The following is a 25,260-nucleotide window of genomic DNA, read 5'->3' on the forward strand; positions in this document are numbered from 1 at the left end:
ACGCTAATTGCTATTACTGCTCTTTGGTATCAATCAGCGCATTGAGCAGTGTGGAAAGCTGGCGGTATTTTTCTTCCCCGAGTTTGGCTTTTAGCTCAATGTACTGGGCTTCAATTAACGGGCGCAGGTCATCGACCAGTGTTTTGGCTTTGTTCGTGAGGTGGATATAGTACTTGCGGCCGTCATTGGCTGACTTCCTGCGCTTTACATAACCCATTTTCTCAAGGCGGCTTACAATCCCAGTCAGGCTAGGGCCAAGAATGCAGCACTCGCGGGAGAGGGTGGAGAAATCAATTTCACCAAGCGTATCGAGCACCCGCATCACACGCCATTGCTGCTCGGTGATTTCATTGTCCGCCAGGATAGGGCGGAAGTAATCCATGGATACATCCCTTGCGCGTATCAGCTGCAGGGGTAGCGAGTCTTCGTACTTAGTCACAATATAACCTTCTAGCCGTTACCGTGTTGTCGCAAATTATTATTTGTTTCAGACACATATTCACAATATAAATCAAACTTCCGAAAAGCTATAGCTGTATTTTGATCTTATATATTACTTTGGATATCGCCAAGTTATGTAAAAAGTGCGGGCTTGCTGCTAGGCAACGAGCCCGCCGTGAATGCACCCGCTAGGCGTACAAGATGCTCGGTAAAAACAGTACGATTGCTGGCATCAATACAATAAGCGCCAGTCGTACCATGTCTGCCACCCAGAAGGGGAAGACCCCTTTGAAGATGGTGGCGGTATTGATGTCTTTTATAATACCGGACAACACAAATACGTTGAGTCCGACCGGTGGGGTGATCAAGCTGATTTCCGTCACAACGACAACCACAATGCCGAACCAGATAGGATCGAAGCCAAGTTCAACGACTACCGGGAAGAAGATCGGCACAGTCAGCAGCATCATCGACATACTTTCGAATACGCAGCCAAGAATGATGTAGATTAATATGATCAGGCCCAGCGCCATCATCGGGGAGACGTTTACAGCCTGGATCATCTCAATCAGTGCGGTTGGCAATCCGGCCCGGTTGATGAAATTGGACAAGATCAGGGCGCTGATCACTACCGCAAACAGTGATGCCGACGTCTTGGCGGTATCAACCAGAATGTCGCGCAAGATGGCATAGTTGAGTTGGCGGCGGTAGGCAGCCAAGGCAAAGGCCCCTGTCGCACCGATCCCGGCCGCTTCGGTTGGGGTAAAGGCACCGATATAGATCCCGCCCATCACCAGTACAAACAAGGAAATGGTCGACATGATCCCCTTAAGGGCGATAAAGCGATCTTTCCAGCTAACACGCTCACCCGGAGGGGCACTCTCTGGGTTGCGGAACACTACCCATTGCACGGCCATCAGGTATAGGACGATACCGATAAGTCCTGGAATAAAGCCGGCAGCGAATAATTCACGGATACTGCTTTCCGTGAGCAGGCCGTAAATCACTAGCATTACGCTTGGTGGGATCAAGATCCCTAAGGTACCGCCGGCCGCAATGGAGGCTGCAGCAAGGCCGTCGGAGTAACCGAATTTGCGCATTGGCGGCATGGCGACTTTCGACATGGTTGCCGAGGTGGCGAGGCTAGAGCCACAGATTGCCGAGAAACCACCGCAAGCCAAGATAGTTGACATCGACAGCCCACCTTTACGGTGACCGACAAAGGCATTACAGGCTCGGTAGAGTTCGTTGGAGAGCCCCGCCCGAGTCACTAAGTTACCCATCAGGATAAACAGCGGGATCACTGACAGGCTGTAGTCCTGACCGGTATCGATGATGCGGCGGGCCGCCATCGACATTGCCGCGTTCCAGTTGTAGTCGTTGATGTACCAAAAGCCGAGGAAACCGACCACACCCATGGCAAAAGCCAGTGGCAAGCGAAGGAATACAAGGGCAATCAGAACCGTAAAGCCAATAATTGATTCAATCATTTAAACCCCCTTGCTCTCGGTGTTCAGTGGCTGGGCGGTGGATGACGACGAGAACAGCGTCTTGCCGTAGACGAGGGCATTGAAGAAAGTTAGCAACCCACCGACAAAGCCGGTAATGGAAATCAGGTAGGTGACATAGCCAAGGGGCAGCTCAAGAATTTCCGTGACTTCTTCATACTCCATAGAGCGGCCAGCCAGTTTCCAGTTCATCATGGCAACCAAAATCAGCGAACAAGAGCAGATCAGGTTGATCACTACTTGGCGCAATCCTACCCAGCGCTTGGGGAAGACGTTATCGAGCAAGTCGACACAGATATTTTCTTCCTGCCATGACACCAATGGAAAGGCCATGAATACCATTACCGCCAGTAATACCTCGATCATCTCGGTGGAGCCGATCAGCGGGCTGCTGAAGAAGAAGCGCCCGACGACATCAACAAAGGTGATCACCATCATTAGCATCAGGCTGAGAGCAGCAAGGGCCTCCAACCCTCGCCGAATCACCTGAGAAAGTCTTGAGCAACTCATAGCTTACAGTCCTTGTTCAAGCTCTTTATAGAAGTAGTTGTAGGCCGCTTCGCCGTCTATCTTGCGTTGTTTGGCCGATTTGTACCATTTGTTGACCAATGGCTCGGTGGATTTCTTCAGGTCGGCAATCATCTCTGGGGTGGCTGGCGTGAAGGTGTGGCCATTGGCAATACCGGCTTCGTAACCGACGTTGTCCATGTCATCCCACATTTTGCCGAACAGGCGAGATAATTTTTCACCCGAGACGTTGCGGATGGCTTCCTGATCAGCTTTAGATAAGCCTGATAGGGTGTCGCGGTTCATCACGATGGCAAAACTGCCGCGGAAGATCCCGCCAGGGTAGACGGTGGTGTTGTCAGCGACTTCGGCCAGGCGGAAAGAAGCAAGGGACTCATAAGGCAGGTAGGTGCCGTCGACAACGCCTTGGGAAATAGACTCATACACTTTGGTGGTTGGGGTGAACACCGGTGTGACCTTCATGTCTTTGGCGATATCCGAGATCACACCACCACCGACACGCAACTTCTTGCCTTTGATATCGTCAAGGGACCCCACTGGTCCTTTGGTGATTAGTTGGCCCGGACCATTGACGCTCAGTGCCAGTACTTCAACACCGCGGTGCTCGCGGCCTTTCTTCAGGTAGGTATCATAGGTGCGCCAATAAGCCTGTGAAATTAGCTCAGAGCTAGCATAGTCAGAAAAAGTAGGAATTTCAGGCAGCTGGGTAAGTTTGAATCGACCTGCCTTATGACCATGGTAAATCCAAGTCACTTCACCGATGCCATCGGTAACGACATCAATTTGGGTTTGCGGTGGGGCAAGGTCATATTCCACCTTTACTGTTACTCGGCCTTCAGTGGCCTCTTCAACCCATTCCCCCCACGTAGGCCAGACAACTTTGTTGATACCGTGGTTTGGTGAACCCCAAGTGCTGATCTTGATTGTTTTTTCAGGGGCAGCTTGCACGGCGTAAGTGGAAAACATCATTAGTGCAGCGGTAGTCATGGAGGCAATTTTGGTTACACGCATAACAGGATTCCTTTAGTTATGGATGATGAGTAGTGCTCACTGGGTGAGTCGTTATTGGACTTTAGTTAACATATTAACTAATTCGTGAGAAAGCAAAGGGGTTGTTAATAAAATGTGTTGATTTCCTATTGCTTTGTTAACTGGATCAATGATTCGAAAATAAAATCACTCCCGAGATTATTTTCCTACCTGTTTGATTAATGACCACTCTGTAAATACCTCCCTTTAATGTGATCTTGCTAGCAATCTGGATGTAACGTGATTTGCATGACAAATGTAAAAATATCCCTGTTTGCATTTATCTTTTTGTTTTATTTGATTTTATCCTTCTTTTTACGAATGCCTGGACATTAGTTAACATATTAACTAATGTATTTAACATGTTAATTAGTTGCTAAATGCTTTCCCTGACAGCATGACCGTAGACGAGGGGCGTTGGCAATCAGTCAGCCAGAAAAAAGGAATGCGAAATGTTAACGGAAGATCAAATTCATGTAGCGGCAGAGCGATTATATAAAGCAGAGAAAGGACGGGAGCAGATCCCGGCATTGACCCTAGACTACCCAGAGATGAGCATGGATGACGCCTACCGTATCCAGAGCCGTTGGGTGGAGCGGAAAATCCGTGAAGGGGCTGAAGTAAAAGGTTACAAAATTGGCCTGACATCACGGGCGATGCAGATGGCGGTCAATATTGACCAGCCAGATTACGGCGTGTTGCTTGATGACATGTTCTTTCCCGACGGTGCCCAAATTCCCGCAGATGACTTTCTCGACCCGCGTATAGAGGTAGAGCTGGCCTTTATTCTCAAGGACAAGCTCGAAGGCGACAACATCACCATTTTTGATGTGCTCAATGCCACAGACTATGTGGTACCGGCACTTGAGTTGATTGCAGCCCGTTGCCACCGTACCGACCCGCAATCTGGCTACACCCGTAAGGTGTACGACACTATCGCTGATAATGCTGCCAACGCCGGGATCATCCTAGGCGGCCGTCCTATCAAACCGACCGAGCTCGACCTGCGCTGGGCTGGCGCCATGCTTTACCTCAATGGCCAAATCGAAGAAACCGGCCTCGCCGCCGGTGTGTTGGGCCATCCTGCCAATGGCATTTGCTGGGTGTGCAAGCGTTTTGCGCCACACGGTGTCTCGCTAGAGCCGGGACAGGTGATCTTGGCGGGCTCCTTTACCCGTCCGGTGGCGGTGAAAGCCGGTGACAGTATCCATGCTGACTTCGGTCCGCTCGGCGGCATCTCGGTCAAGTTTGTTTAGGGGTAAGCTAATGAGTAATCAACTCTCTACTAACGTATTCAAGCATGCTCTCAAGCAAGACGCACCGCTATGGGGGCTTTGGCTCGGCCTACCTGATACCAGCTGTGCAGAAATTTGCGGCGGCAGTGGTTTCGATTGGGTCTTGATCGATGGTGAGCATGCGTCGTTCGACCTTACAGGTATCAAATACCACCTTCAGGCGCTGGCGCCGCATCCGACGTCGGCCATTGTACGGGCCGAAGATGGCAACCCGACACTGTTAAAACGCTTATTGGATATCGGTGCCCAGTCCCTGTTAGTGCCTATGGTCAACACCGCAGAGCAGGCCCAGCAGGTGGTGCAGTCTGTCTATTATCCGCCAATGGGGCAGCGTGGCATCGGCAGTGCGCTGGCAAGGGCTTCGCAGTGGAACCGTATCCCCAACTATTTGCATCAGGCCAATGAAGAAATTTGTCTGCTGGTGCAGGTGGAAACGGTTGAAGCGATTGAAAATATCGAGGCCATTGCGGCAGTGGAAGGGATTGATGGCATTTTTATCGGACCGTCGGATCTCAGCGGCTCGATGGGGCATATCGGCAACCCGGGACATCCTGATGTGGTGGCGGCTATCGACCATGCCATTGAGGTGATCAACCGTGCCGGCAAAGCGGTAGGGATTTTGTCACTGAACCCGACGCAGGCGAAAGGGTATGTCGAACAAGGGGTGAAGTTCATCGGTGCTGGGGTAGACACTCTGTTACTGCGTCAGGGCGCAGAAGGGCTAGTCAAAACATTGAAAGATAAGGACAGCGACACTGGCACCCAAGTGGCTGCCGTTGCCAACGTGTACTAAGAATCGCGGGGTTGAAAAGGAAGATATGGAAAAGATGTTTAAAGGCAAAGTGGTGTGTGTTGCGCTCAACGATAGCGAGCAACGCCAAGTGATGGCCGAGCAGTTTAGTGAGCCGCCTTACAAGGCGCCACCGACACAACCAGTGCTGTATTTCAAGCCAAGGAATACCTGGAACAATGAATCGGAAGCGGTGGCGTGGCCTGCGAATAGCGACGAGTTTGTGGTCGGTGCTAGCTTAGCGGTCATAATCGGCAAGACTTGCTGCCGGGTGACTGAGCAGCAGGCACTGGAGTATGTCGAAGGGGTTGCCTTGCTGCATGACTTCTCTTTACCGGAAACCAGCTATTACCGTCCGGATATCAAGGGCAAGTGCCTGGATGGCTCGGCGACCTTGTCATCTCCCGTCACGCTTTCTGATGTCGGCGAACTCTCTGATCTGGTGGTCAAGACGACGGTCAATGGCCAACCAGCACAGCAGTTACCACTTTCTCGCCTTTACTGGGATGTCCCGGCACTGCTGGAGCGAATTTCCCACATCATGACACTAGAAGCCGGCGATATTATCGCTGTCGGGTTTGCTGGAGAACGTATTGTATTGCAGCCCTATGACAAGGTGTCGTCCTCTTTAGGTCAGTCAATCCGTTTACAAAACACAGTGGGAGGCCAGTACGCATGAAGCGCGCCAGAGTGGAATACAAAGGAAAAGTGTTGGAAGTCATCGTCAATTTTGAAGGCGATCTGGTGACTGCAAGTGGCGAGGTACTGCCATCCCAAGCAGTAAAATGGTTATGCCCAGTGGAGAATCCAGGGACGATTTTTGCCCTTGGCTTGAACTACGCCGACCATGCATCGGAGCTGGCGTTCGAGCCGCCGAAAGAGCCGCTGGTATTCCTAAAGGGCGGCAACACCCTGACCGGCCACCTGCAGCCTTCCTACCGCCCGGATAATATCGAGTTTATGCACTACGAGTGTGAGCTGGTGGCCGTCATTGGCAAAAGCGGCAAGAACATCAAACGCGATGAGGCGCTGGACTATGTTGCTGGCTATACCATCTGCAATGACTACGCGATCCGTGATTACCTCGAGAACTACTACCGCCCGAACCTAAGGGTGAAGAGCCGTGACTCCCTGTGCCCTATCGGTCCTTGGATTGTCGATACAGGCGATATCGCCGATGTGAGCAATCTGGCACTGGAAACCCGGGTGAATGGCGAGTTGACCCAGCAGGGAACGACCGCCGATATGATTTTCGATATTCCGTTTTTGATTGAGTACCTCAGCAGCTTCATGACGCTCAACGAAGGGGATCTGATTGCCACCGGCACACCGAAAGGGTTGAAGGATATCCAGCCGGGTGATGTGGTGAGCTGCTCGATTGAGGGGATCGGCACGCTGGAAAACCCGGTGCTTTCAGAGAAGGCCTTCTACGGTGAACTGACTGACTAGCCTGTTGGCCATGCCAATAACAAGATTTAGGGAAAAAAATTATGACTCAGCAACTCGATACCAACATCAACAAGGCCAACAGTTATTTGGCCCGATTCCAGAACCAAACCCTGGGCCATTACATCAATGGTGAGTGGACACTGGGCTCGGAGGGGGAAACCTTCGATAACCTGACGCCGACCGACAATACCTCGTTGGGCAAAGTGGTCAAAGGCTCAGCCGAAGACGTCAACCAAGCGTGTTTGGCTGCCGAGCGAGCCTTCACTGAATGGGCGGCAATCTCAGGGGCTGAGCGCCGTAAGATCTTGCACAGGCTGGCAGACAAAATCGAAGAGCGCGCCGAGGAAATTGCCTTGGTGGAATCCATGGACTGCGGTCAGCCGCTGCGCTTTATGCGCCAGGCGGCGGTGCGTGGCGCGGCTAACTTTCGTTTCTTTGCCGACAAATCGCCTGAAGCTAAAAATGGCCTGTCATTGCACCAAGATAATCACACCAACTACACCATCCGCACGCCGATTGGCCCGGTTGGCGTGATCACGCCGTGGAATACCCCATTCATGCTGTCGACCTGGAAGATTGCCCCTGCGCTGGCAGCAGGCTGTACCGTGGTTCACAAACCAGCGGAATTCAGTCCGTTAACTGCAGCTATTTTGGCTGAGTGTGCCGAAGAGGCAGGTTTGCCTGCCGGGGTCTGGAACATGGTCAATGGCTTCGGTGAGGTCGCGGGCAAGGCACTGACCGAGCACAAGGCTATCAAGGCTGTGGCGTTTGTCGGCGAGACAGTCACAGGTTCGATGATTCAGGCTCAGGGCGCACCGACGCTTAAGCGTGTTCACTTCGAATTAGGCGGCAAGAACCCGGTGATTGTGTTTGATGATGCCGACTTCGACCGCGCCTTGGATGCAGTGGTCTTTATGATTTACAGCCTCAACGGCCAGCGCTGTACCAGCTCCAGCCGCTTGTTGATCCAATCAGGCATCAAGCCCAAATTCATCGAAGCCCTCAAGCAACGCGTCGAGAACCTGCAAGTTGGCCACCCGCTGGATCCACAAACCGAAGTCGGCCCCTTGGTTCACCAGTCTCACTACAACAAAGTACTGAGCTACATGGACTTTGCCGAGCAGGATGGGGCAACCATCGCGGTCGGTGGCCGCGCGCTGCCAGAAATGGGTAACGGTAACTACTTAACGCCGACTTTGTTTACCGAGGCGGACAACACCATGCGTGTGGCCAAGGAAGAGATCTTTGGCCCGGTGCTGACGGCTATCGAATTCGATACAGAACAGCAGGCGCTACAAATTGCCAACGATACCGATTACGGCCTGTCAGGCTATATCTGGACCCGCGATACCGGCCGGGCAATGCGTATGGCAACCCATGTGGAAGCAGGGATGATCTGGGTGAACTCGGAAAACAACCGCAACCTGCCGTCGCCGTTTGGTGGGGTGAAGATGTCCGGCGTTGGCCGTGATGGCGGTGACTGGAGCTTCGATTTCTACATGGAAACCAAAAATATCTGTATTGCCCACGACACCCATAACGTGCCTTCTTTAGGCAAATAGATAGATTGTGTGATTAGGGAACCCCGGCCTGGCTAGGTGCCGGGACCCTTTGCAATAGGAGAAGGATAATGCCTCATTTCATCATGGAATATTCAGCGAATCTGGAGCAAGACGTTGATATTCCAGCCTTGATGCGAGTGATCCATCGCGAGGCGATTGAGACTGGCGTGTTCCCCAAAGGTGGGATCCGTACCCGGGCAATCCGTTGCGATCATGTGTTGATCGCCGACGAAGATCCGGAAAATAGCTTTATTCATTTGACCGCCAAGGTTGGTGTCGGGCGGGATATGGACACCTTGAAGGCAGCAGCCGATCGGGTGTTCGACGTGTTTAGCCAATATCTGGCCCCGACCTTTGAAAAACGCTACCTGAGTGTCGGTTTTGAGATGACCGAGCTTCATCCGGTGCTCAATTACCGTAAGAACAATATTCACCAGAAACTGGCGAAACAAGGACAGTAGCCATGGGGCAGGCTTGGGCGCACTTCCAATATGTTTTTTCCACCATCATGCCGGTGTTCCTGATGATAGGGTTGGGTTATCTTGCGTTCCGCCGTGGGATCTTGCCGCAGAACGGGCACAAGGCGCTGGCGGCCTTTGTGTTCAATTTCGGTTTGCCGGCTGCCATCTTCAGCGCCCTGAGTACCAAATCGTTAGGGGAAGTGTGGCATACCGACTACATTTTGGCCTATACCCTAGGATCTTTGGTGGCGTTTGGTTTGGTCTTTACCTATGCCATCTGGATACTTCGCAGGACACCAGTCGAGAGTGTGGTGCTGGGGTTAGGGGGCAGCTTCTCCAATAGCTTGCTGATTGGCTTTCCGATCATTTTTTTCTTGTTTGATACCCCTGCGTTGATCCCATTTTCCCTCACTTTGATTGTCGAGAACCTGATCATGCTGCCTTTGCTGCTTGGTTTGGCCGACATGGCGGATAACGACAGCGGGGCCAACATCAAGGGCAAAATGAAAGAAACCGCGCTCAACCTGGCAAAGAACCCAATTGTGTTGTCGATTGTATTGGGGCTTATGTGCTCGGCGATGTCACTACACCCACCACAGGCGGCTGAACGCATTATAGATATGTTGGCCAGCACAGTCACCGGAGTGGCACTGTTTACTATTGGTGGTGGCTTGGTCGGTGTGAGTGTGTCGGGTATGAAGCGGGAAATCGGCACCGTGATGTTTGCCAAGCTGCTGATCCACCCGTTGTCGATTTTGGTCATGTTGCTGGTGGTCTTCCAGCTTGACCCGATGATGAGTGCGGTAGGGGTGATTCTGGCCAGTGTGCCGATGTTCGGTGTGTATGCCGTGATTGGTCAGCGCTACCAGATGGGGGGATTGTGTTCTGCGGTGCTGCTGCCGACCACCTTGTTTGGCATGTTAACGGTAAGCGCGTTTACCACTCTGGCACTGATACTGTTTTGATTTGAATTTTTGATTATTAGCCCGCCAAGGGCATGACCAATAACTGAAACTGACGTCCGCTACCGACAGGATGTGATTGAGAAAAGGAATCTATTATGGGCAAACTCTGTGTTGCAGCAAAAATTACTCACGTACCGACCATGATTATGTCCGAGCAGCCGGGTAAGCTGCACGGCTGTCGCAAGGCAGCTATTGATGGGCACAAGCAGATTGCCCAGCTCGCCAAAGATCTGGACGTCGATACCATTGTCGTGCTCGATACCCACTGGTTGGTCAATGCCGGATACCACATTAATGCCAACCAGCAATTCACCGGTAATTACACCAGCCACGAATTCCCGCATTTTATCCAGAATCTAGAGTATCAATATTACGGAAATGCCGAATTGGGTAACCGTATTGCGGACAAAGCGACCGATAAAGGGGTCTTTACCCTTTCCCATCAGGTTGAGTCGCTGGATCTCGAATATGGCACCTTGGTACCGATGCGCTATATGAACGAAGACAGCCACTTCAAAGTGGTATCAGTCGCAGCGTGGTGTTCGGTTCACAGCATTGAGTCATCCCGTATCCTCGGTGAGGCGATCCGCGAAGCGATTGAGGAGAGTGACAGCCGTGTGATGCTGCTGGCTTCGGGTTCGCTGTCCCACCGTATTTGGGATAACGATGACTATGCCGCCAACAATGGCACTTTCACTATTTCCAAAGAGTTTAACCGTCAGGTCGACCTGCGGGTGTTGGATCTATGGCAGAGCCGGGACTACAAAACCTTCTTGGACATGTTACCGGACTATGCGGCGCTGTGCTCTGGCGAAGGCGGTATGCATGACACCGCGATGCTGTTTGGCGCATTGGGCTGGGATAAGTACGAGGGCAAAGCAGAGATTGTGACCGAGTACTTCCCAAGCTCCGGTACCGGGCAGGTAAACGTATTGTTCGAGGTAACGGAATAATGGGGACGCAGATGGAATTGCAGGCGGAATTGAACAGCCCGGCACTGTTCAAACAACAAGGCTATATTGGTGGTGAATGGTCTGATGCGCTAGATGGCCAGACTACGGAGATTACCAACCCATCAACTCAGGATGTGATCGGCCATGTACCCTACATGGGAGAGAAAGAGGCCACGCAATGCGTCGACATCGCCCAGCAGGCATTCGAGCAGTGGAAGCAGACCACAGCCGATCACCGCTCGGTGGTGCTACGTCGTTGGTATGATTTGATTGTTGAAAACACCGAGGACTTGGCGAGGATCCTGACCACCGAGCAAGGCAAGCCGTTTGCCGAAGCCAAGGGAGAGATCGCCTATGCTGCCAGCTTTGTGCTGTGGTACAGCGAAGAAGCCAAGCGAGCCTATGGCGAGGTGATCCCGAGCCACAAAGCCGATGGCAAAATCGTTGTGACCAAAGAGCCGATCGGTGTGGTTGCGGCCATAACCCCTTGGAACTTCCCGGCTGCAATGATCACCCGCAAATGTGCCCCGGCCTTCGCTGCGGGCTGTGCGGTGATATTGAAACCGGCACCGGAAACCCCGTTCACCGCGTTGGCGTTGGCCGAATTGGCAGGACAGGCCGGATTACCTGCCGGGTTGCTCAATGTGATCACTGGTGATGCGATAGCTATCGGTGGCGTGCTGACCGCACACAAGAAGGTACGCAAAGTCTCTTTTACCGGTTCGACCAATGTCGGCAAGATCCTGATGAACCAGTCGGCTGCCACTATCAAGAAAATGGGACTGGAGCTTGGCGGCAATGCGCCGTTTATTGTATTTGACGATGCCGATATCGATGCGGCAGTCGATGGCGCCATGATTGCCAAGTTCCGCAATGCCGGCCAAACCTGCGTCTGTGCCAACCGGATCTTTGTCCATGATGCGGTTTACGATGAGTTTGCCGAAAAACTTGCCGCTCGGGTTGCCAACCTCAATGTTGGCGACGGTTTTGTCGACGGGGTTGAAATCGGCCCTATGATCAATAGCGGTGCGGTCGAGAAAGTGCGAAGCCATATTGATGATGCCCTTGCCAAAGGGGCGAAGGTACTGTGCGGTAACCTCGCTGAGCAAAAAGGCTTGTTTGTCCAACCGCATGTTATGGTGGATGTGACCGACGAGATGTTGGTGGCGGGCGAAGAAACCTTTGGCCCATTGGCACCTTTGTTCCGCTTTAACTCGGAACAGGAAGTAGTCGAGCGCGCCAACAATACCGATTCAGGCTTGGCCGCCTACCTCTATACCCGTTCGTTGGGCCGCGCTTGGCGGGTAGGCGACACGCTGGAAAGCGGTATGGTCGGAATCAACGAAGGTTTGATTTCCACTGCAGCGGCGCCTTTCGGCGGCGTTAAAGAGTCCGGCCTTGGCCGCGAAGGCTCCCGCCATGGTATGGAAGACTACCTGGAAATGAAGTACCTGTTTATGGGGGGGCTGGATTAACGATGTACTACATAGTGCTGGAAGACGGTGAGCTGATCTTACTTTGAGCAAATCGCAGATAAAAAAACACCACTAACAGGTTGTTGTCCGTGGTGTTTTTTATTGGGTAAATGCCAAACCTACCTAGTTGATTTTTTCACATACCGTTCGTTCCAGTTTGACGTCATACATCTCTAGCAGTTTGACGTAATCGCCGCTTTGGCACATTTCCTTGAGCTTTTTGTTGAATGCATCTTTGACCGCCTTGTCTTTGAAGCTGGCTTTGAATTCCGTCACCGGTGGGAAAAGGCTATGGTATTCGACACTGTCGATTGACTGTTTCATTGCCTTGCTGAAGAATTCGAAAATGCTGCGATCGATAACTATCACTTGCTTGTCGTCTTTCCAGAACTGGGCAACCTGTTGGGCTTGATCGCCGAACTCATGGTAGTTAGAGCGGTATTCAGATCCCGGTGAGAAAAGGGCTTTGAAGTCGTCACCCAATTCAAGGTAGGCGTTTTGCCAAGCCAGTACCGGATAGTTTTTGAGGTCTTCGATAGCATCAATCGCCAAATCATCGCTTTTCTTGCTGATGGCGAAGTTGACGAAAGTAATAAGGTGGTCAGAATAGAAAATCTCACCGCCATCTACCAAGACGCCAATCGCGACATCGGCTTTTTTATCTTGGACCGCATTTTGAACATCGCTAAGCGGCATCTGGACAAACTCCAGTTCGTACTCAGCCAATGCCTGCCTGACAATATCCACTTCAAGGCCTTCACTGCCGCTATCCATCACATAAGGTGGCATATCTGTCGATATAGCGACGGTGAGTTTTCCCTGTTCGGCATGGAGATGGACAACAGCCAATAAGGCTGAACTGTATATGGCCAGCCTCAAGGGGATCAGATAGCGAGGCTTTAACTTGGCATTTTTCATTGTGAAAAACCTCAGGAAACAACAATACAAAGAGTCTTTTAAGTTTAACAGTAAAGTAGAAAACTGCTGGCAGGAGCGCGCTTTCGTCGCATTTTCGAACAGCTTTGTCTTTGGTTCTGCCATTTAGCGATATTTCGTCATGGGATCGGCTGGGTGTTTTGTCGAGGATTATTCATATGTGTGACCAATGTAATTGAAGCAATGAACAAAAATGGCAAACTCCAGCGAGCAGCACTGCTATTGATAAATAGAGAGTGTGTATTTTCGAGCCCGCTTTGAGAGCCCAACATGTCACTAGAAGAAATCCAGAAAAAAATGCATAACGGCGAAGTCTATTTTTCGCATGAACAAGCGTTGGTTGATGAGCAGACCCAGTGTCTTGAGTTGCTGTTCGACTATAACCAAACGCGCCCGTCAGAGGCCCAAAAGCGCGAAGAAATTTTGCAGAACTTCTTTGCTGAGATGGGCGAAAATTGCTATTTCGAGCCGCCGTTACGGGCTAACTGGGGCAATCACACTTACATTGGCAAGCAAGTGTACGCCAACTTCAACCTTACCCTGGTTGACGACACCACTATACGTATTGGCGACTATGTCATGCTTGCGCCGAACGTTACTATCGCTACTGCAGGGCACCCCATTGAGCCTTCTTTGAGAAAGAAAGTAGGGCAATTCAACATGCCGGTGACGATTGGCAATAATGTATGGATTGGGGCAAATTCGGTGGTGTTGCCGGGTGTGACCATTGGTGACAACAGCGTGATTGGCGCAGGCAGCGTGGTGACCAAAGATATTCCAGCCAACGTGGTTGCGGTTGGCAACCCTTGTAAAGTGATGCGGGAAATCGGCGAGCGAGACAAGCAGTGTTACTACAAAGACCTGCAGTTTAGCGCCGAAGTTAGCGCTATGATCGAGCCGTAAAATACCGATGACAATAAAAAAGCAGTGGAGTAACCACTGCTTTTTCTTCAAAACAAATTAGCCTTTAGCCTATTAAGCAACAACGTTCGCCACTTCTTTTACTAGTACGGCTAGTTCGTCCCAACGCTCTTCATCGATAAGGTTGCCTGGAACCATCCACGTACCGCCACAGGCGAAAACAGATTTCACTGCCAAGTAGTCTTTAACGTTAGCCGGGCTTACACCGCCAGTTGGCATGAAGCTAACAGGGTAAACTGCAGTCATTGCTTTTAGCATGTTCACACCGCCTGAAGGCTCAGCTGGGAAGAACTTCAGGGTATCAAGACCCAGTTCCATTGCCTGCTCAACCATGCTTGGGTTGTTAACACCTGGGATGATAGGCATTTCGCGCTGCTGGCAGTATTTCACAGTCGTTGGGTTGAAGCCCGGGCTTACGATGAAATCAACGCCGGCATCGATAGCTTGGTCAACTTGCTCGGCATTTAGTACCGTACCAGCACCAATTAGCATGTCAGGAAAAGCATCACGCATGTTGCGGATAGCTTGCGCTGCCGCTTCTGTACGGAAAGTTACCTCGGCGCAAGGTAGGCCGTTCTCAGACAATACTTCTGCCAGTTTCACGGCTTTGTCTGCGTCTTTGATAGCAATTACAGGGATAACTTTCAGCTCGGCCATACGAGCGTTTAGCGTAGTCATGATGTCTTCCTTAATTCGAATTGAATAACACAGGCATTGCTGTGGCTGGAATAATGGCGCCCTGATGTTGGATCACGGTGCCAGCTAATAAGTGGGCATTCTTTGCCGCTTGTTCGGTATTGCCGCCGGTGAGGCGTGTTGCCAGGTAACCGGCACTAAAAGAGTCGCCAGCTGCTGTGGTATCAACCACATTGTCGACTTTGGTGGCGGCAACAGATTGGCAGTTGTCGCTTGTTACGACAAGGCAGTCTTCCGCGCCGCGCTTGATTACGATTTCACCAACGCCGCACTGTTGGGTACGGACGATACAATCTTCAACAGAGTGCTCGCCGTAAAGCATGATTTCATCATCGAAGGTCAGCAGGGCGATATCGGTCAGGGAAAGCATGGTTTGGTAGTGCTTGGCGGCGATATCGGCGCTTTGCCATAGGCGAGGGCGGTAGTTATTGTCGAAAACAATCTTGCTGCCTTGGGCTTTGCAGGCTTTCAGTACTTCAAACAGTCGCTCGAGGGCTGTCTCAGGCAAAATGGCCAGGCTAATACCGCTCAGATAAAGCATTTCGAAACCGGTAAGTTTCTCAACCAAGGCATTGGTATCGATATTTTCCAGCCAGTAACGGGCAGCAGAATCATTGCGCCAGTAATGGAAGGTGCGCTCACCGGTATCGTCAGTTTCGATCAGGTAAAGGCCGGGGTTCTTTTCTTCTGACTGGAAGACCAATTCGGTATTGATGTGCTCTTGCTGCCACTGGGCAAGCATATCGCGGCTGAAGCTGTCGGTACCAAGCCCGGTGATGTAGCTCGTCTCGACGCCATGCTGGTGGGTCAAGCGGGAAAGGTAAAGTGCAGTATTTAGCGTATCGCCACCAAAGCTCTGTTTGATAAGCTCGCCTTTACGCTGCAGTTCGACCATACATTCACCGATCACAGCAACACGATTTAAAGCCATAAAAATACCCTCAAGATTGGTCATTGAGGGTATTTTCAACAAGAAGGCTTAATAAGTCAATAAAAATGAAATTATGTTTCTATTTATTGCGGATAGTTATGAAAACCTAGTTGTTCTGACACCTTACGGCTAGCATTTTGCAGCAGTTCTACGTAGTAGGACTTACGCTTTTCATCAAAACGGATGGTTGGTAGCGAGATCGACAGACCGGCAATCACATTACCAAAGCGGTCAAAAACAGGGGCCGCCATACAGCGAAGGCCTGGCTCTTGCTCTTCGTTATCTTCAGCAAACGCCTGCTCTTTAACGGCCTTCAACTCGCTAAGTAGTTGATCGATATTCTCCAGCGTTTTGTCAGTATGCTTAACAAAATCGACTCCTTCCAGCGCGTTGCGGGTGAACTCTTCACTGCGGTAAGCCAAAAGGACCTTGCCGATTGCGGTGCTGTAGAGTGGGTTGCGGCGACCAATGCGCGACTGCATACGCAGGTTGTAGCCTGAATCAATCTTGTGGATGTAGATGATGGCATTTTCATCCAGCGCACCTAGGTGAAGGGCTTCGTTGGTCTGCTGCGAGATAAGCTGCATCTCTTTGTCACATAGGTCAACCAGGTCAACATGCTCCAATGATGTCGCTCCTAGCTCGAACAGTTTCAAAGTCAGCGCATACTTATCAGTCTCACCTTCTTGGGAAACATAGCCCAGCATCTTCATGGTTTGCAGGAAGCGGTAAACCGTACTTTTAGACATCATTAGGCGCTGAGACAATTCGGTTACGCCGATCTCTTTTTGCTCGCCCAGGGCCTGAAGGATACCGAATACCTTCATCACCGAGGAGACGGCTTCAGGTTGCTTTGCGGATTCCATCTATCTTTCCTTTCTTTATATTCGTTGTTCTCCGCATTATACGTTCTAACTTTTTGTGTATCTATTTTTATGAAAACCTTTTTCAAAAAATATGAATCAACGCGAATTCCCCTTGTTTGTGTGACTGCGATCAAAGCTGAGGAATCAAAAATAAAACAGCTTTTCAAAAAACTTGATGCGGTTTTTCAGTGTTGTTATAGTGCAACCACATCAACGGAACACAAACATCTTGTTCAGGGCGTTGGAGCCGGGAACACATATCGAGGAAATGACATGATTCTGAATACATTCAACCTAGAAGGTAAAGTTGCCATCGTAACCGGCTGTGATACCGGTCTTGGACAAGGTATGGCGCTGGGCCTGGCACAAGCAGGTTGTGACATTGTGGGTGTCAACATTGTTGAGCCAACAGAAACGATTGAGAAAATCAAAGCCACTGGCCGCGAGTTCCTGGATATCCGTGCCAACCTGATGAAAACCGATGACATTGCAGGCATTGTTGATCAGGCGGTAACCCAGTTTGGCAAGATCGACATCTTGGTTAACAACGCCGGTATCATCCGTCGTAACGACGCGATTGATTTCAGTGAGCAGGATTGGGACGATGTAATGAACATCAACATCAAGTCGCTGTTCTTCATGTCTCAGGCCGTCGCCAAGCAGTTCATTTCTCAGGGCCATGGCGGCAAAATCATCAATATTGCGTCGATGCTGTCTTACCAAGGCGGTATCCGCGTACCGTCATACACGGCATCGAAAAGCGGCGTAATGGGCGTGACCCGCCTGATGGCCAACGAGTGGGCCAAGCACAACATCAATGTTAACGCGATCGCTCCGGGTTACATGGCGACCAACAACACCGCGCAACTACGTGCTGATGAGAAGCGTAATGCCGAAATCCTTGAGCGTATCCCAGCGGATCGTTGGGGCGAGCCTGCAGATCTGGCAGGTCCTTGTGTGTTCCTGGCTTCTGATGCGGCTTCTTATGTTAACGGTTATACCGTGGCTGTTGATGGCGGCTGGCTAGCACGTTAATCGCAACAAGACATCAAGCGGCTGCATCTGTATGGGGGGGCGGCCGCTTTTTCGTATTTGAGAGCTGCTCGTTTTGGCAGCTAACTACCAGTGGAAAAGACAGTGTTCGGTGAATTATCTTTGGCCCAGATGCTGGGCTTTGTCAGCTTTGCCTTGGGTATTGCGGCGTTTTATCAAAAGGATGATAAGAAGCTAAAGCTGGTGATGGTGGTATTCAATATCAACCATATGGTGCATTTCTTCTTGCTTGGTGCGGTTACTGCAGGCTTCAGCGCGTTGCTTTCAGCTTTCCGCACTGCTTTGTCGGTAAAGTTCCAATCTAGGCTGCTCGCCTATTTCTTTATTGGCTGTAACTTGGCGGTTGGCTTTTATCTGGCGGATGGCTGGTTAGATTTACTACCGATTGCTGGAGCATGTATTGGTACCTATGCTTTATTCTGCCTTGAAGGGATCAAGTTGCGCTTGGCGTTCTTTGTCGGTGCTTTGTGCTGGCTCAGCAACAATATTGTGGTGGGCTCGATTGGCGGTACCTTGCTTGAAGCGACCCTGCTTAGTGTCAATGTGGTAACCATGCTAAGGCTTCACCGCCAGCAGCAACTCGCGACAGCGTAGGAAAAGCTATATTAATCAGTCAACGCATTGTTTCCTGACAGGGACGTCATAGGAAAGAATGCATTGAATTAATCGGATATATTGTAGGCTCTTTCAAGTGACTAGCATGAGGGAGCCATGAAGCTAGATGCGATTTTATGGGATTACGATGGCACGATTGTTAATTCCGTCCCCAAGAATATCGACATAACCAAGCGTATCCTCTCCATTGTTGCCCCCCATTTATCAGGCGACAACCTGCCCCAATGCCTGCAAAGTGAAGCAGCCTACCACCAGGTAAACCATGCTGCCAAAAACTGGCAGGAACTCTACGTGAAATACTACGGTATGACCGAGGCGGAAATGCTGCAGGCTGGCACTATGTGGGCAGAGCATCAGCTCACCAATACGACGCCTGTCACCCTTTTTGAGGGGATGAAGGATACAGTCAAACGTCTCTCTGACATTCCCCATGGTATTTGCTCGCAAAACGCAGCAATGAATATCAAAGGGGTACTTTCTCAAGCGAAGGTCGATACTTATTTCAAGGCAGTGATCGGCTATGACGATGTTTCGACGGGCGGGCAGAAGCCTTCTCCTGAGGGCGGTGTAAAGTGCCTGGAGCGGTTATTTGGTAAGCCTGACGGCAAGGTGATCATGTATGTCGGCGACCATGAGGCGGATGTGAAATTTGCCCGGAACCTGCAATTGGAACTCGGCCAGCATTCAACTGTTATCTCTGTTGCGGCGGCATACAGTGGCGCGTTGCCGGATACATGGCAGACTCAACCTGATTTTGTTATCCGCTCGCCATTTGAGTTAACGGCAATCTGTGAGCCTTACCTCTAAAGAGATTATTGGATAAACCCCATAGGAAAAGGCCCAGAGCATGCTCTGGGCCTTCTTAATTTCAGTCAATAAACCAAAATCAAATTGGTCTATTGGCAAATTACTTTTCTAGTACAGACAGAACGTAGTCTTTGATGGCTTCGTCCTGGCAGTTTGCGAAGAAGCACTCTTGGAACTGCTTGCTGCCAACCGCAGTTTTCACCAATTCTTGGTCAATCGCACGTAGGCCTTCAACCACATCTTTAGACACAGCCGCTTTCACATCGTTAAGGATTGCTGCGTTTGCCTGCTGAGGTGCTGCACGCTCGATTGGGTAACCCTCGCCGCGCTTGCCAGTAAAGGCTTTTTCGAAGATGTAGCGGATGTTCAGCTCGCCTGCCCAGCCAAAACCTTTTGCGAAGGCTAGAGAGATAGCATTGCCGTTATTGATTTGGTTGAAAAGGAATGCATCCGAAGGCTCTAGGCAGTAACCACACACAACACCTGGGTGAAGGTTACTTGCCATCAATGCGCCCTGGCCTGTACCACAGCCCGTTACGACGAAATCTACAGCCTTAGAGTTAAGAAGAATATTCGCCATGATACCTAGGTGGATGTAGGTAAGGTGGTGATCGTTCTCATCTGTCATACCAACGTTGAAAACGTCGTGGCCTAGGCCACCTGCAACGTTGTTAAGCTCAGCTGCAACCATAGCATTCTTAGGTGCTTGGCTGTTTTCCATCATTAGTGCGATTTTCATAACTATATCTCTCTGTCGTTGATGGTTTGAGTATAAGATAGAGATTTAAAAATGAAAAGGCTTTTCAAAAAAATAAAAATTAAATTATTTAAACTGTGACTTTGAGCGAGTTACGTCACATTTATTGAGGGTGATGGTGCTCATTCAAGACAAGTCTTTGCGTCATTTCTTTATAGATTTGTAACTTGTTGAATCACCATGGTTGGATGTAAATTGCTGTTTTTAATATGTTTGTTTGTGGGTGGTTAGATCTGGTGGTACTTAGGAGAGCGTAGTGGACTCTGGTTTTTCAATGGATCTTCAAGGTAATGCTTTGGAATTACTGCAAAGTAAAACATGGTTTCATTTATTTTTAATTGGTGAGTTTTTGATGTAAAGTGTACCAAGTTGCCCTGAGGGTTTGGGGTAAACCTATCAATGAAAAATGCACAACCAGAGAGAAGGTACGCAAATGTTTGTATTCAATAACGATATTGTGATGGAAGATCTGGGTGAAGGTGTGAGCCGTAAGATCCTGGCCCACAGCGATAACATGATGTCGGTCGAAGTGCACTTTGAGGAAGGTGCGATTGGTGCCTTGCACACCCACCCGCATGAGCAGCTAACCTACGTGTTATCGGGTGAGTTTGAATTCACCATTGGCAACGACACCAAAATCGTCAAAGCGGGTGACACTATGTACAAAGAGCCAGAGATCCTACACGGTTGCCGTTGTCTGAAAGCAGGCGTACTGATTGATACCTTCACACCAATGCGCCAGGACTTCGTTGCAGCCTAAGCGCAGAAACGATATTAATAAATGAAATATCGAAAGGCCGGGGCATTGAACTGCCCCGGCCTTTTTGTATTCATTCGGTCTATTAGGGGATGGTTTACCTTGCCAACCAGCCACCATCAACGGCCATGGTAAAGCCATTGACATAGTTGGCCGCATCAGAGGCTAGGAAAACGGCTGGGCCAGCCAGATCTTCTGGGTTGCCCCAACGGTCAGCAGGGATACGTTCGAGGATTTCCTGATTGCGTTTTTCGTCATCGCGTAGTTGGGCCGTATTGTCTGTCGCCATGTAGCCCGGTGCGATCGCATTGACATTGATGTTGTGCTTGGCCCATTCGTTGGCCATCAGGCGAGTCACACCCATGACACCACTTTTTGAGGCTGTATAAGAAGGAACACGGATCCCGCCCTGGAAAGAGAGCATGGAAGCGACGTTGATGATTTTGCCACCATTACCTTGGGCAATGAACTGTTTGGCGACCGCCTGGCTGAGGAAAAACGTGGTTTTGAGGTTGATATCCATCACATCATCCCAGTCTTGCTCACTGAAGTTGATGGCATCTTCGCGGCGGATGATCCCGGCATTGTTGACCAGAATGTCGATTTTACCGAATTGCTCCAGTGTGGCAGCGATGATGTTCGGGATATCATCGGTCTTGATCAAATTGGCACGAATATCGATAAACTGACGGCCTAATGCTTCGACTTTGGCTTTGGTCTCCTCACTACCGGAAGAGCTCACACCGACAATATTACAACCGGCTTCGGCAAGCCCTAGAGTAATACCTTGGCCCAACCCACGATTACAACCAGTAACAATGGCGACTTTGCCTTCAAGATTAAATGCGTTGAGTATCATGCCTATTCCTCGTAATGATGGTTATGCCAAAGGGCTGTCGGTACATTCAGGCTTCAAGTTTACCATCCTTGAGCTGAAACTTAAATAAATGAAACTGTGTTTTACTTTTATGATTTGTTTTTATTTGCCGCTAAAGGCAACTGGCTTAATAGCCATAAATAAAAACGGCTTTCTGTAGAAAGCCGTTGGGTAGATGCTATGCGAAGTTAGAGCTTGAAATAGTCTCTGGCGTTGCGATAGCAAATGTCGGTGATGAGGCGCTTGAGCAGAGCGTCATCATCAGGCAGTTCGCCTCGCTCAACCCACTCGCCGACCAAGTTACATAAAATACGGCGGAAGTACTCATGGCGGGGGTAGGAGAGGAAGCTTCTCGAGTCGGTCAGCATGCCGACGAAACGTCCTAAGGCACCTAAGTTCCCCAAAGTCTTTAACTGGTTAACAATGCCGTCTTTCTGATCGTTGAACCACCAGGCTGCCCCCAGTTGGATTTTGCCCGGCCCGCAGTCGCTGTCCTGAAAAGCACCGATCATTGCTCCGAGTACATAGTTATCTTTCGGGTTAAGGCAGTACAAGATGGTCTTCGGCATCGAGTGTTGGTAATCAAGCGAGCTTAGGAGTTTGCCAAGGTTTTGTGCAATGCAGGTATCGTCGATAGCGCTAAAACCCGTTGCCCCACCGAGCTGCTCGAAGCGGCGTTTGTTGGTGTCTTGCAATACCCCGATATGGATCTGCATGACCCAGCCAAAGTCATGGTTTTTTTGGCCGAGGAACTGAAATAGCTGGGTTTTGAATTGATGGATCTCTTGGTCTGATAGCGACTCGCCTGCAAGTGCTTTGGTAAAGGCCCGGTTGGCGTCTTCCACTGTGCCGTCTGCATAGGGGATGGTCTTCAGGCCAAGGTCTGATAAGCGGCAACCATGCTGGTGGAAATATTCGAACCGCTGTGTCAGGGCTTTGAAAAGCTCATCGATATTGTGGATACTCGAATCTGTTGTTGACGCGAGCTTGGCAACCCAGGTTACGAACTTCTTGCTATTGTCGATGTTGAACACATCATCGGCCCGGAAGGTCGGCAGCACTTTGACTTTGAAGTCGGCTTCTGCCAGATGGCGATGGTAGCGAAGGTCGCTCAGCGGATCATCGGTGGTGCACAGCGACTCGACATTCATCCTTGCTAATAGCTGCCTTGCAGAAAAGTTATCCCCACCGATCAGCTCGTTACATTGTTGCCAAATCTTGTCGCAGTTTTCAGGGCAAATAAGATCGGTCACGCCGAAATAGCGCTGCAGTTCCATATGGGCCCAGTGATAAAAAGGGTTACCGACAAGGTAAGGGACGGTTTCGCACCACTTCTGGAATTTCTCATAATCACTGGCATCACCCGTAATGTAATGCTCATCAATTCCGTTGCTGCGCATTGCCCGCCAGACATAGTGATCATGGGAGAGCCAGGCGTCGGCAATCGAGCGGTAATGGATATCATGATAGATATCTTGGGCGCTCAAGTGGTTGTGGTAATCAATGATAGGAAGTGCTTTGGCGTAGCTATGGTAGAGGTGCTGGGCTGTAGGGGTATGCAGCAGAAAGTGCTGATCAAGGAAAGGCTTCTTCATAACATACTCTTCTCGTGACGATATCGTTGTCAGCTTGGCTGGTTGGGGCAAACTAAAATGCCGCTTCAAGCGATGAAGCGGCATTGGATAGCAGGTTGGTGTATTAACTCTGCGTTACTAGGTTTTCAGCGGGTTGGGTTTTGCTTTGGGCACTCTTTTTGAGTAAGTAACCAGCCAGCAAAATCAATCCAGCGCAGCATAGGAACAGGAAGCGTCCCCACAGTGGATTAGGCAGCAGTGTCATCGCCAGCAGGCCCGTACCCATCATGATGGTGATGGTACCCAGCTTTTCACGCTGCATTTTGTCGAACTCGTCTTGTTCGCTGTCTGCGATACACTCTGTTTCAACGTTCTCGAAGAACTTCGCCACTTCTGCTTTTTCCTGCTCATTCAAAGAGTCTTCCTTGTAGAACAATGTCGTCGCCCAGAAGAAGCCCGCAGTTAGGAATAGGTGGGCGGCGATAGCAATCATGTTACGCATTTCAGATGCTTCACGGCCAGTGAACTCGATGCCTAGCAGGTCACCAAGAGCTGCCGGAGTGAACACATTCACACACAACCAAGAGACGAACATACCGAATACTACGGTGCCCCAAGCTGCCCAACGTGGTGTCTTCTTAATGAACATACCCATGAACAGTGGCACTAGGATTGGTGATGAAGCCAGAGTCGATACTGTCATCATCAATTCGAACAGGCTCAGCTCTTTTAGGTTTGCGAACAGTTGGGCAACAAGGATGACGATAATGCCGTTAACGATACAGGTGATCTGGCCAACGCGTAGTTGTGATTTCTCGCTACCAGGCTTGTTCTTACAGACAACCGGTGTCCAGAAGCTGCGTACAAAGATACCCGAGTTACGGTTCAGTGCTGAGTCCATTGAAGACATGGTCGCTGCAAAGATACCGGCAACAAGCAGGCCGACAGTACCGGCAGGCATGGTGTTTTCTGCAAACACTAGGTATACCGCATCAGAGGCTTTGCCGCCTAGCGCCGCGTATTGGGTAGCCGCTTCAGGGTAAAGGATAGCTGATGCCCATGGCGGGATGAACCAAATCAAGCTACCAACCGCCATCAGGCACATTGCCATCAATGCCGCTTTGCTCGCATTGTTGGAGTCTTTGGCGTTGAGGAAACGGTAAGAGTCCTGCATGTTGTTGATATTCTGAACCTGTTTGACAAAGAAGAACAGGAAAGTACCAACGATAATCAGCGGGTAGTTCATATCTGGGCCCATTACGAAACCAGATGGGAAGTTGGTGACAATCTCACCTGGGCCGCCAACAGCAACAAGGGCAACGATGGCACAGGCAACAGAGATAACCGCAACAACCATGGTCTGAACGAAGTCAGAAGCCACCACACCCCAAGCACCGGAAAGAAGTGAGATTGCCAATACCGCAAGGCCTGTCAGCCAGATGGTCGTGGTCATATCAAAACCAAATGCAGCGCCTACAAAGACTGACAAACCGTTTAGCCAAACACCGGCATTCAAGATGCTAAGGGGAATGATCGCCCAGGTGAAAAATTGTTCGTTGGTACTACCAAAACGGTTACGGATTGCCTGGGTCGGGGTATCGACTCGGGTCTGGCGGAAGCGCTTAGCAAACCAAAGGTAAGAGACACCGTAGGCCAGTACGTTACCGATGAAGACGGCAGCAGCCAGCATACCATCGTTAAAGCCTTTACCCGCAGCACCGGTGAAGGTCCAGGCACTGAACTGGGTCATGAAAGCAGTGGAACCTACCATCCACCACAGCATTCGGCCTCCCCCCCGGAAGTAGTCGCTAGAAGAGTTACTGGCCATTTTTTTGAAGGCGAGGCTGATGAAAACCATCAGCATGAAGTACCCGCCTATTACCATAATCTCTATATTCATAGTGCTCTCTTAGGTTTGCCAACCATTGCATATGATGATTGGTCTGTTGCGATTTATCGTTCAAAGTTTATGAGAGAAGTCTATGTATTATGATTAGACAAATCCGTGATCGAA

General features: G+C 50.3%; 26 protein-coding genes. 14 read left to right on the top strand and 12 right to left on the bottom strand.

Features of this window, described 5'->3' with window-relative positions:
• Positions 1 to 13: 13 nt before the first annotated feature.
• The 4 genes from hpaR to C9J01_RS17855 all read right to left on the bottom strand — a co-directional run bounded on the left by hpaR (position 14) and on the right by C9J01_RS17855 (position 3,488).
• Positions 14 to 439, bottom strand: coding sequence for a homoprotocatechuate degradation operon regulator HpaR (hpaR, locus tag C9J01_RS17840; protein WP_107299496.1), 426 nt, complete (start codon positions 437 to 439; stop codon positions 14 to 16).
• A gap of 190 nt (positions 440 to 629) precedes the next feature.
• Entirely contained in the window at positions 630 to 1,931 is a 1,302-nt protein-coding gene (locus C9J01_RS17845) for a TRAP transporter large permease (RefSeq protein WP_107299497.1), read from the bottom strand.
• Positions 1,932 to 2,459 (bottom strand): TRAP transporter small permease, encoded by a 528-nt coding sequence (locus tag C9J01_RS17850; protein WP_107299498.1) that lies wholly within the window; start codon positions 2,457 to 2,459, stop codon positions 1,932 to 1,934.
• Between the two features lie 3 nt (positions 2,460 to 2,462).
• A complete protein-coding gene (locus tag C9J01_RS17855) occupies positions 2,463 to 3,488 on the bottom strand; it encodes a TRAP transporter substrate-binding protein (protein WP_107299499.1) in 1,026 nt (341 codons plus the stop codon).
• Positions 3,489 to 3,958: 470 nt separating this feature from the next.
• On the opposite strand from C9J01_RS17855, the gene hpaH reads away from it, so the two are divergent.
• From hpaH to C9J01_RS17900, 9 genes are all read left to right on the top strand, one after another.
• Positions 3,959 to 4,762 (top strand): 2-oxo-hept-4-ene-1,7-dioate hydratase, encoded by an 804-nt coding sequence (gene hpaH, locus C9J01_RS17860; protein WP_107299500.1) that lies wholly within the window; start codon positions 3,959 to 3,961, stop codon positions 4,760 to 4,762.
• Between the two features lie 10 nt (positions 4,763 to 4,772).
• The gene (hpaI, locus tag C9J01_RS17865; RefSeq protein ID WP_107299501.1) at positions 4,773 to 5,594 is read left to right on the top strand and encodes a 4-hydroxy-2-oxoheptanedioate aldolase; all 822 of its coding nucleotides are present in this window, start codon (positions 4,773 to 4,775) and stop codon (positions 5,592 to 5,594) included.
• 25 nt (positions 5,595 to 5,619) lie between these two features.
• Complete coding sequence (locus C9J01_RS17870; RefSeq protein ID WP_107299502.1) at positions 5,620 to 6,270, top strand: fumarylacetoacetate hydrolase family protein; 651 nt, start codon at positions 5,620 to 5,622, stop codon at positions 6,268 to 6,270.
• Entirely contained in the window at positions 6,267 to 7,040 is a 774-nt protein-coding gene (locus C9J01_RS17875; protein WP_107299503.1) for a fumarylacetoacetate hydrolase family protein, read from the top strand. The genes C9J01_RS17870 and C9J01_RS17875 overlap by 4 nt, the downstream gene beginning before the upstream one ends.
• 41 nt (positions 7,041 to 7,081) lie before the next feature.
• Positions 7,082 to 8,602 carry a 5-carboxymethyl-2-hydroxymuconate semialdehyde dehydrogenase gene (hpaE, locus tag C9J01_RS17880; protein ID WP_107299504.1) on the top strand — a complete coding sequence of 507 codons (1,521 nt, stop codon included), beginning with the start codon at positions 7,082 to 7,084 and terminating at the stop codon, positions 8,600 to 8,602.
• Between the two features lie 68 nt (positions 8,603 to 8,670).
• Positions 8,671 to 9,063, top strand: a complete 393-nt coding sequence (locus C9J01_RS17885; RefSeq protein WP_107299505.1) for a 5-carboxymethyl-2-hydroxymuconate Delta-isomerase — start codon at positions 8,671 to 8,673, stop codon at positions 9,061 to 9,063.
• Between the two features lie 2 nt (positions 9,064 to 9,065).
• The gene (locus C9J01_RS17890; protein WP_107299506.1) at positions 9,066 to 10,028 is read left to right on the top strand and encodes an AEC family transporter; all 963 of its coding nucleotides are present in this window, start codon (positions 9,066 to 9,068) and stop codon (positions 10,026 to 10,028) included.
• A 95-nt stretch (positions 10,029 to 10,123) separates the two neighbouring features.
• Positions 10,124 to 10,981 carry a 3,4-dihydroxyphenylacetate 2,3-dioxygenase gene (gene hpaD / locus C9J01_RS17895; protein ID WP_107299507.1) on the top strand — a complete coding sequence of 286 codons (858 nt, stop codon included), beginning with the start codon at positions 10,124 to 10,126 and terminating at the stop codon, positions 10,979 to 10,981.
• An 11-nt stretch (positions 10,982 to 10,992) separates the two neighbouring features.
• The gene (locus C9J01_RS17900) at positions 10,993 to 12,456 is read left to right on the top strand and encodes an NAD-dependent succinate-semialdehyde dehydrogenase (protein ID WP_107299541.1); all 1,464 of its coding nucleotides are present in this window, start codon (positions 10,993 to 10,995) and stop codon (positions 12,454 to 12,456) included.
• A gap of 123 nt (positions 12,457 to 12,579) precedes the next feature.
• On the opposite strand, the gene C9J01_RS17905 is transcribed toward C9J01_RS17900, so the two are convergent.
• A complete protein-coding gene (locus C9J01_RS17905; protein ID WP_158264559.1) occupies positions 12,580 to 13,374 on the bottom strand; it encodes a substrate-binding periplasmic protein in 795 nt (264 codons plus the stop codon).
• A 288-nt stretch (positions 13,375 to 13,662) separates the two neighbouring features.
• Here C9J01_RS17905 and C9J01_RS17910 point away from each other — a divergent pair, with 288 nt between their 5' ends.
• Entirely contained in the window at positions 13,663 to 14,295 is a 633-nt protein-coding gene (locus tag C9J01_RS17910; RefSeq protein WP_107299509.1) for a sugar O-acetyltransferase, read from the top strand.
• Between the two features lie 72 nt (positions 14,296 to 14,367).
• Here the strand turns inward: C9J01_RS17910 and C9J01_RS17915 are convergent, their stop codons facing one another.
• The 3 genes from C9J01_RS17915 to kdgR all read right to left on the bottom strand — a co-directional run bounded on the left by C9J01_RS17915 (position 14,368) and on the right by kdgR (position 16,806).
• Positions 14,368 to 14,991 (bottom strand): bifunctional 4-hydroxy-2-oxoglutarate aldolase/2-dehydro-3-deoxy-phosphogluconate aldolase, encoded by a 624-nt coding sequence (locus tag C9J01_RS17915; RefSeq protein WP_107299510.1) that lies wholly within the window; start codon positions 14,989 to 14,991, stop codon positions 14,368 to 14,370.
• Positions 14,992 to 15,001: 10 nt separating this feature from the next.
• Positions 15,002 to 15,940, bottom strand: a complete 939-nt coding sequence (kdgK, locus tag C9J01_RS17920; RefSeq protein ID WP_107299511.1) for a 2-dehydro-3-deoxygluconokinase — start codon at positions 15,938 to 15,940, stop codon at positions 15,002 to 15,004.
• Between the two features lie 83 nt (positions 15,941 to 16,023).
• Positions 16,024 to 16,806: a DNA-binding transcriptional regulator KdgR gene (kdgR, locus tag C9J01_RS17925; protein WP_107299512.1), complete on the bottom strand. Its 783-nt coding sequence runs from the start codon at positions 16,804 to 16,806 to the stop codon at positions 16,024 to 16,026.
• Positions 16,807 to 17,079: 273 nt separating this feature from the next.
• Here kdgR and kduD (C9J01_RS17930) point away from each other — a divergent pair, with 273 nt between their 5' ends.
• The 3 genes from kduD (C9J01_RS17930) to C9J01_RS17940 all read left to right on the top strand — a co-directional run bounded on the left by kduD (C9J01_RS17930) (position 17,080) and on the right by C9J01_RS17940 (position 19,281).
• Complete coding sequence (gene kduD / locus C9J01_RS17930; RefSeq protein WP_107299513.1) at positions 17,080 to 17,841, top strand: 2-dehydro-3-deoxy-D-gluconate 5-dehydrogenase KduD; 762 nt, start codon at positions 17,080 to 17,082, stop codon at positions 17,839 to 17,841.
• Positions 17,842 to 17,970: 129 nt separating this feature from the next.
• Positions 17,971 to 18,453 carry a YgjV family protein gene (locus C9J01_RS17935; protein ID WP_107299542.1) on the top strand — a complete coding sequence of 161 codons (483 nt, stop codon included), beginning with the start codon at positions 17,971 to 17,973 and terminating at the stop codon, positions 18,451 to 18,453.
• A gap of 117 nt (positions 18,454 to 18,570) precedes the next feature.
• On the top strand, positions 18,571 to 19,281 hold the full coding sequence (locus C9J01_RS17940; RefSeq protein WP_107299514.1) for an HAD family hydrolase: 711 nt from the start codon (positions 18,571 to 18,573) through the stop codon (positions 19,279 to 19,281).
• 100 nt (positions 19,282 to 19,381) lie between these two features.
• Here the strand turns inward: C9J01_RS17940 and C9J01_RS17945 are convergent, their stop codons facing one another.
• Positions 19,382 to 20,020, bottom strand: a complete 639-nt coding sequence (locus C9J01_RS17945) for an RpiB/LacA/LacB family sugar-phosphate isomerase (RefSeq protein ID WP_107299515.1) — start codon at positions 20,018 to 20,020, stop codon at positions 19,382 to 19,384.
• 451 nt (positions 20,021 to 20,471) lie between these two features.
• On the opposite strand from C9J01_RS17945, the gene C9J01_RS17950 reads away from it, so the two are divergent.
• Positions 20,472 to 20,798: a cupin domain-containing protein gene (locus tag C9J01_RS17950; RefSeq protein ID WP_107299516.1), complete on the top strand. Its 327-nt coding sequence runs from the start codon at positions 20,472 to 20,474 to the stop codon at positions 20,796 to 20,798.
• 94 nt (positions 20,799 to 20,892) lie between these two features.
• On the opposite strand, the gene kduD (C9J01_RS17955) is transcribed toward C9J01_RS17950, so the two are convergent.
• The 3 genes from kduD (C9J01_RS17955) to C9J01_RS17965 form a co-directional block, all read right to left on the bottom strand.
• On the bottom strand, positions 20,893 to 21,654 hold the full coding sequence (gene kduD / locus C9J01_RS17955; protein ID WP_107299517.1) for a 2-dehydro-3-deoxy-D-gluconate 5-dehydrogenase KduD: 762 nt from the start codon (positions 21,652 to 21,654) through the stop codon (positions 20,893 to 20,895).
• A 206-nt stretch (positions 21,655 to 21,860) separates the two neighbouring features.
• Complete coding sequence (gene uxaC / locus C9J01_RS17960) at positions 21,861 to 23,267, bottom strand: glucuronate isomerase (RefSeq protein ID WP_107299518.1); 1,407 nt, start codon at positions 23,265 to 23,267, stop codon at positions 21,861 to 21,863.
• A 103-nt stretch (positions 23,268 to 23,370) separates the two neighbouring features.
• Positions 23,371 to 25,146 carry a sodium:solute symporter family transporter gene (locus C9J01_RS17965; protein ID WP_107299519.1) on the bottom strand — a complete coding sequence of 592 codons (1,776 nt, stop codon included), beginning with the start codon at positions 25,144 to 25,146 and terminating at the stop codon, positions 23,371 to 23,373.
• Positions 25,147 to 25,260: the final 114 nt, after the last annotated feature.

This window comes from Photobacterium rosenbergii (genome assembly GCF_003026455.1).
GTDB classification, from domain to species: Bacteria; Pseudomonadota; Gammaproteobacteria; order Enterobacterales; family Vibrionaceae; genus Photobacterium; species Photobacterium rosenbergii.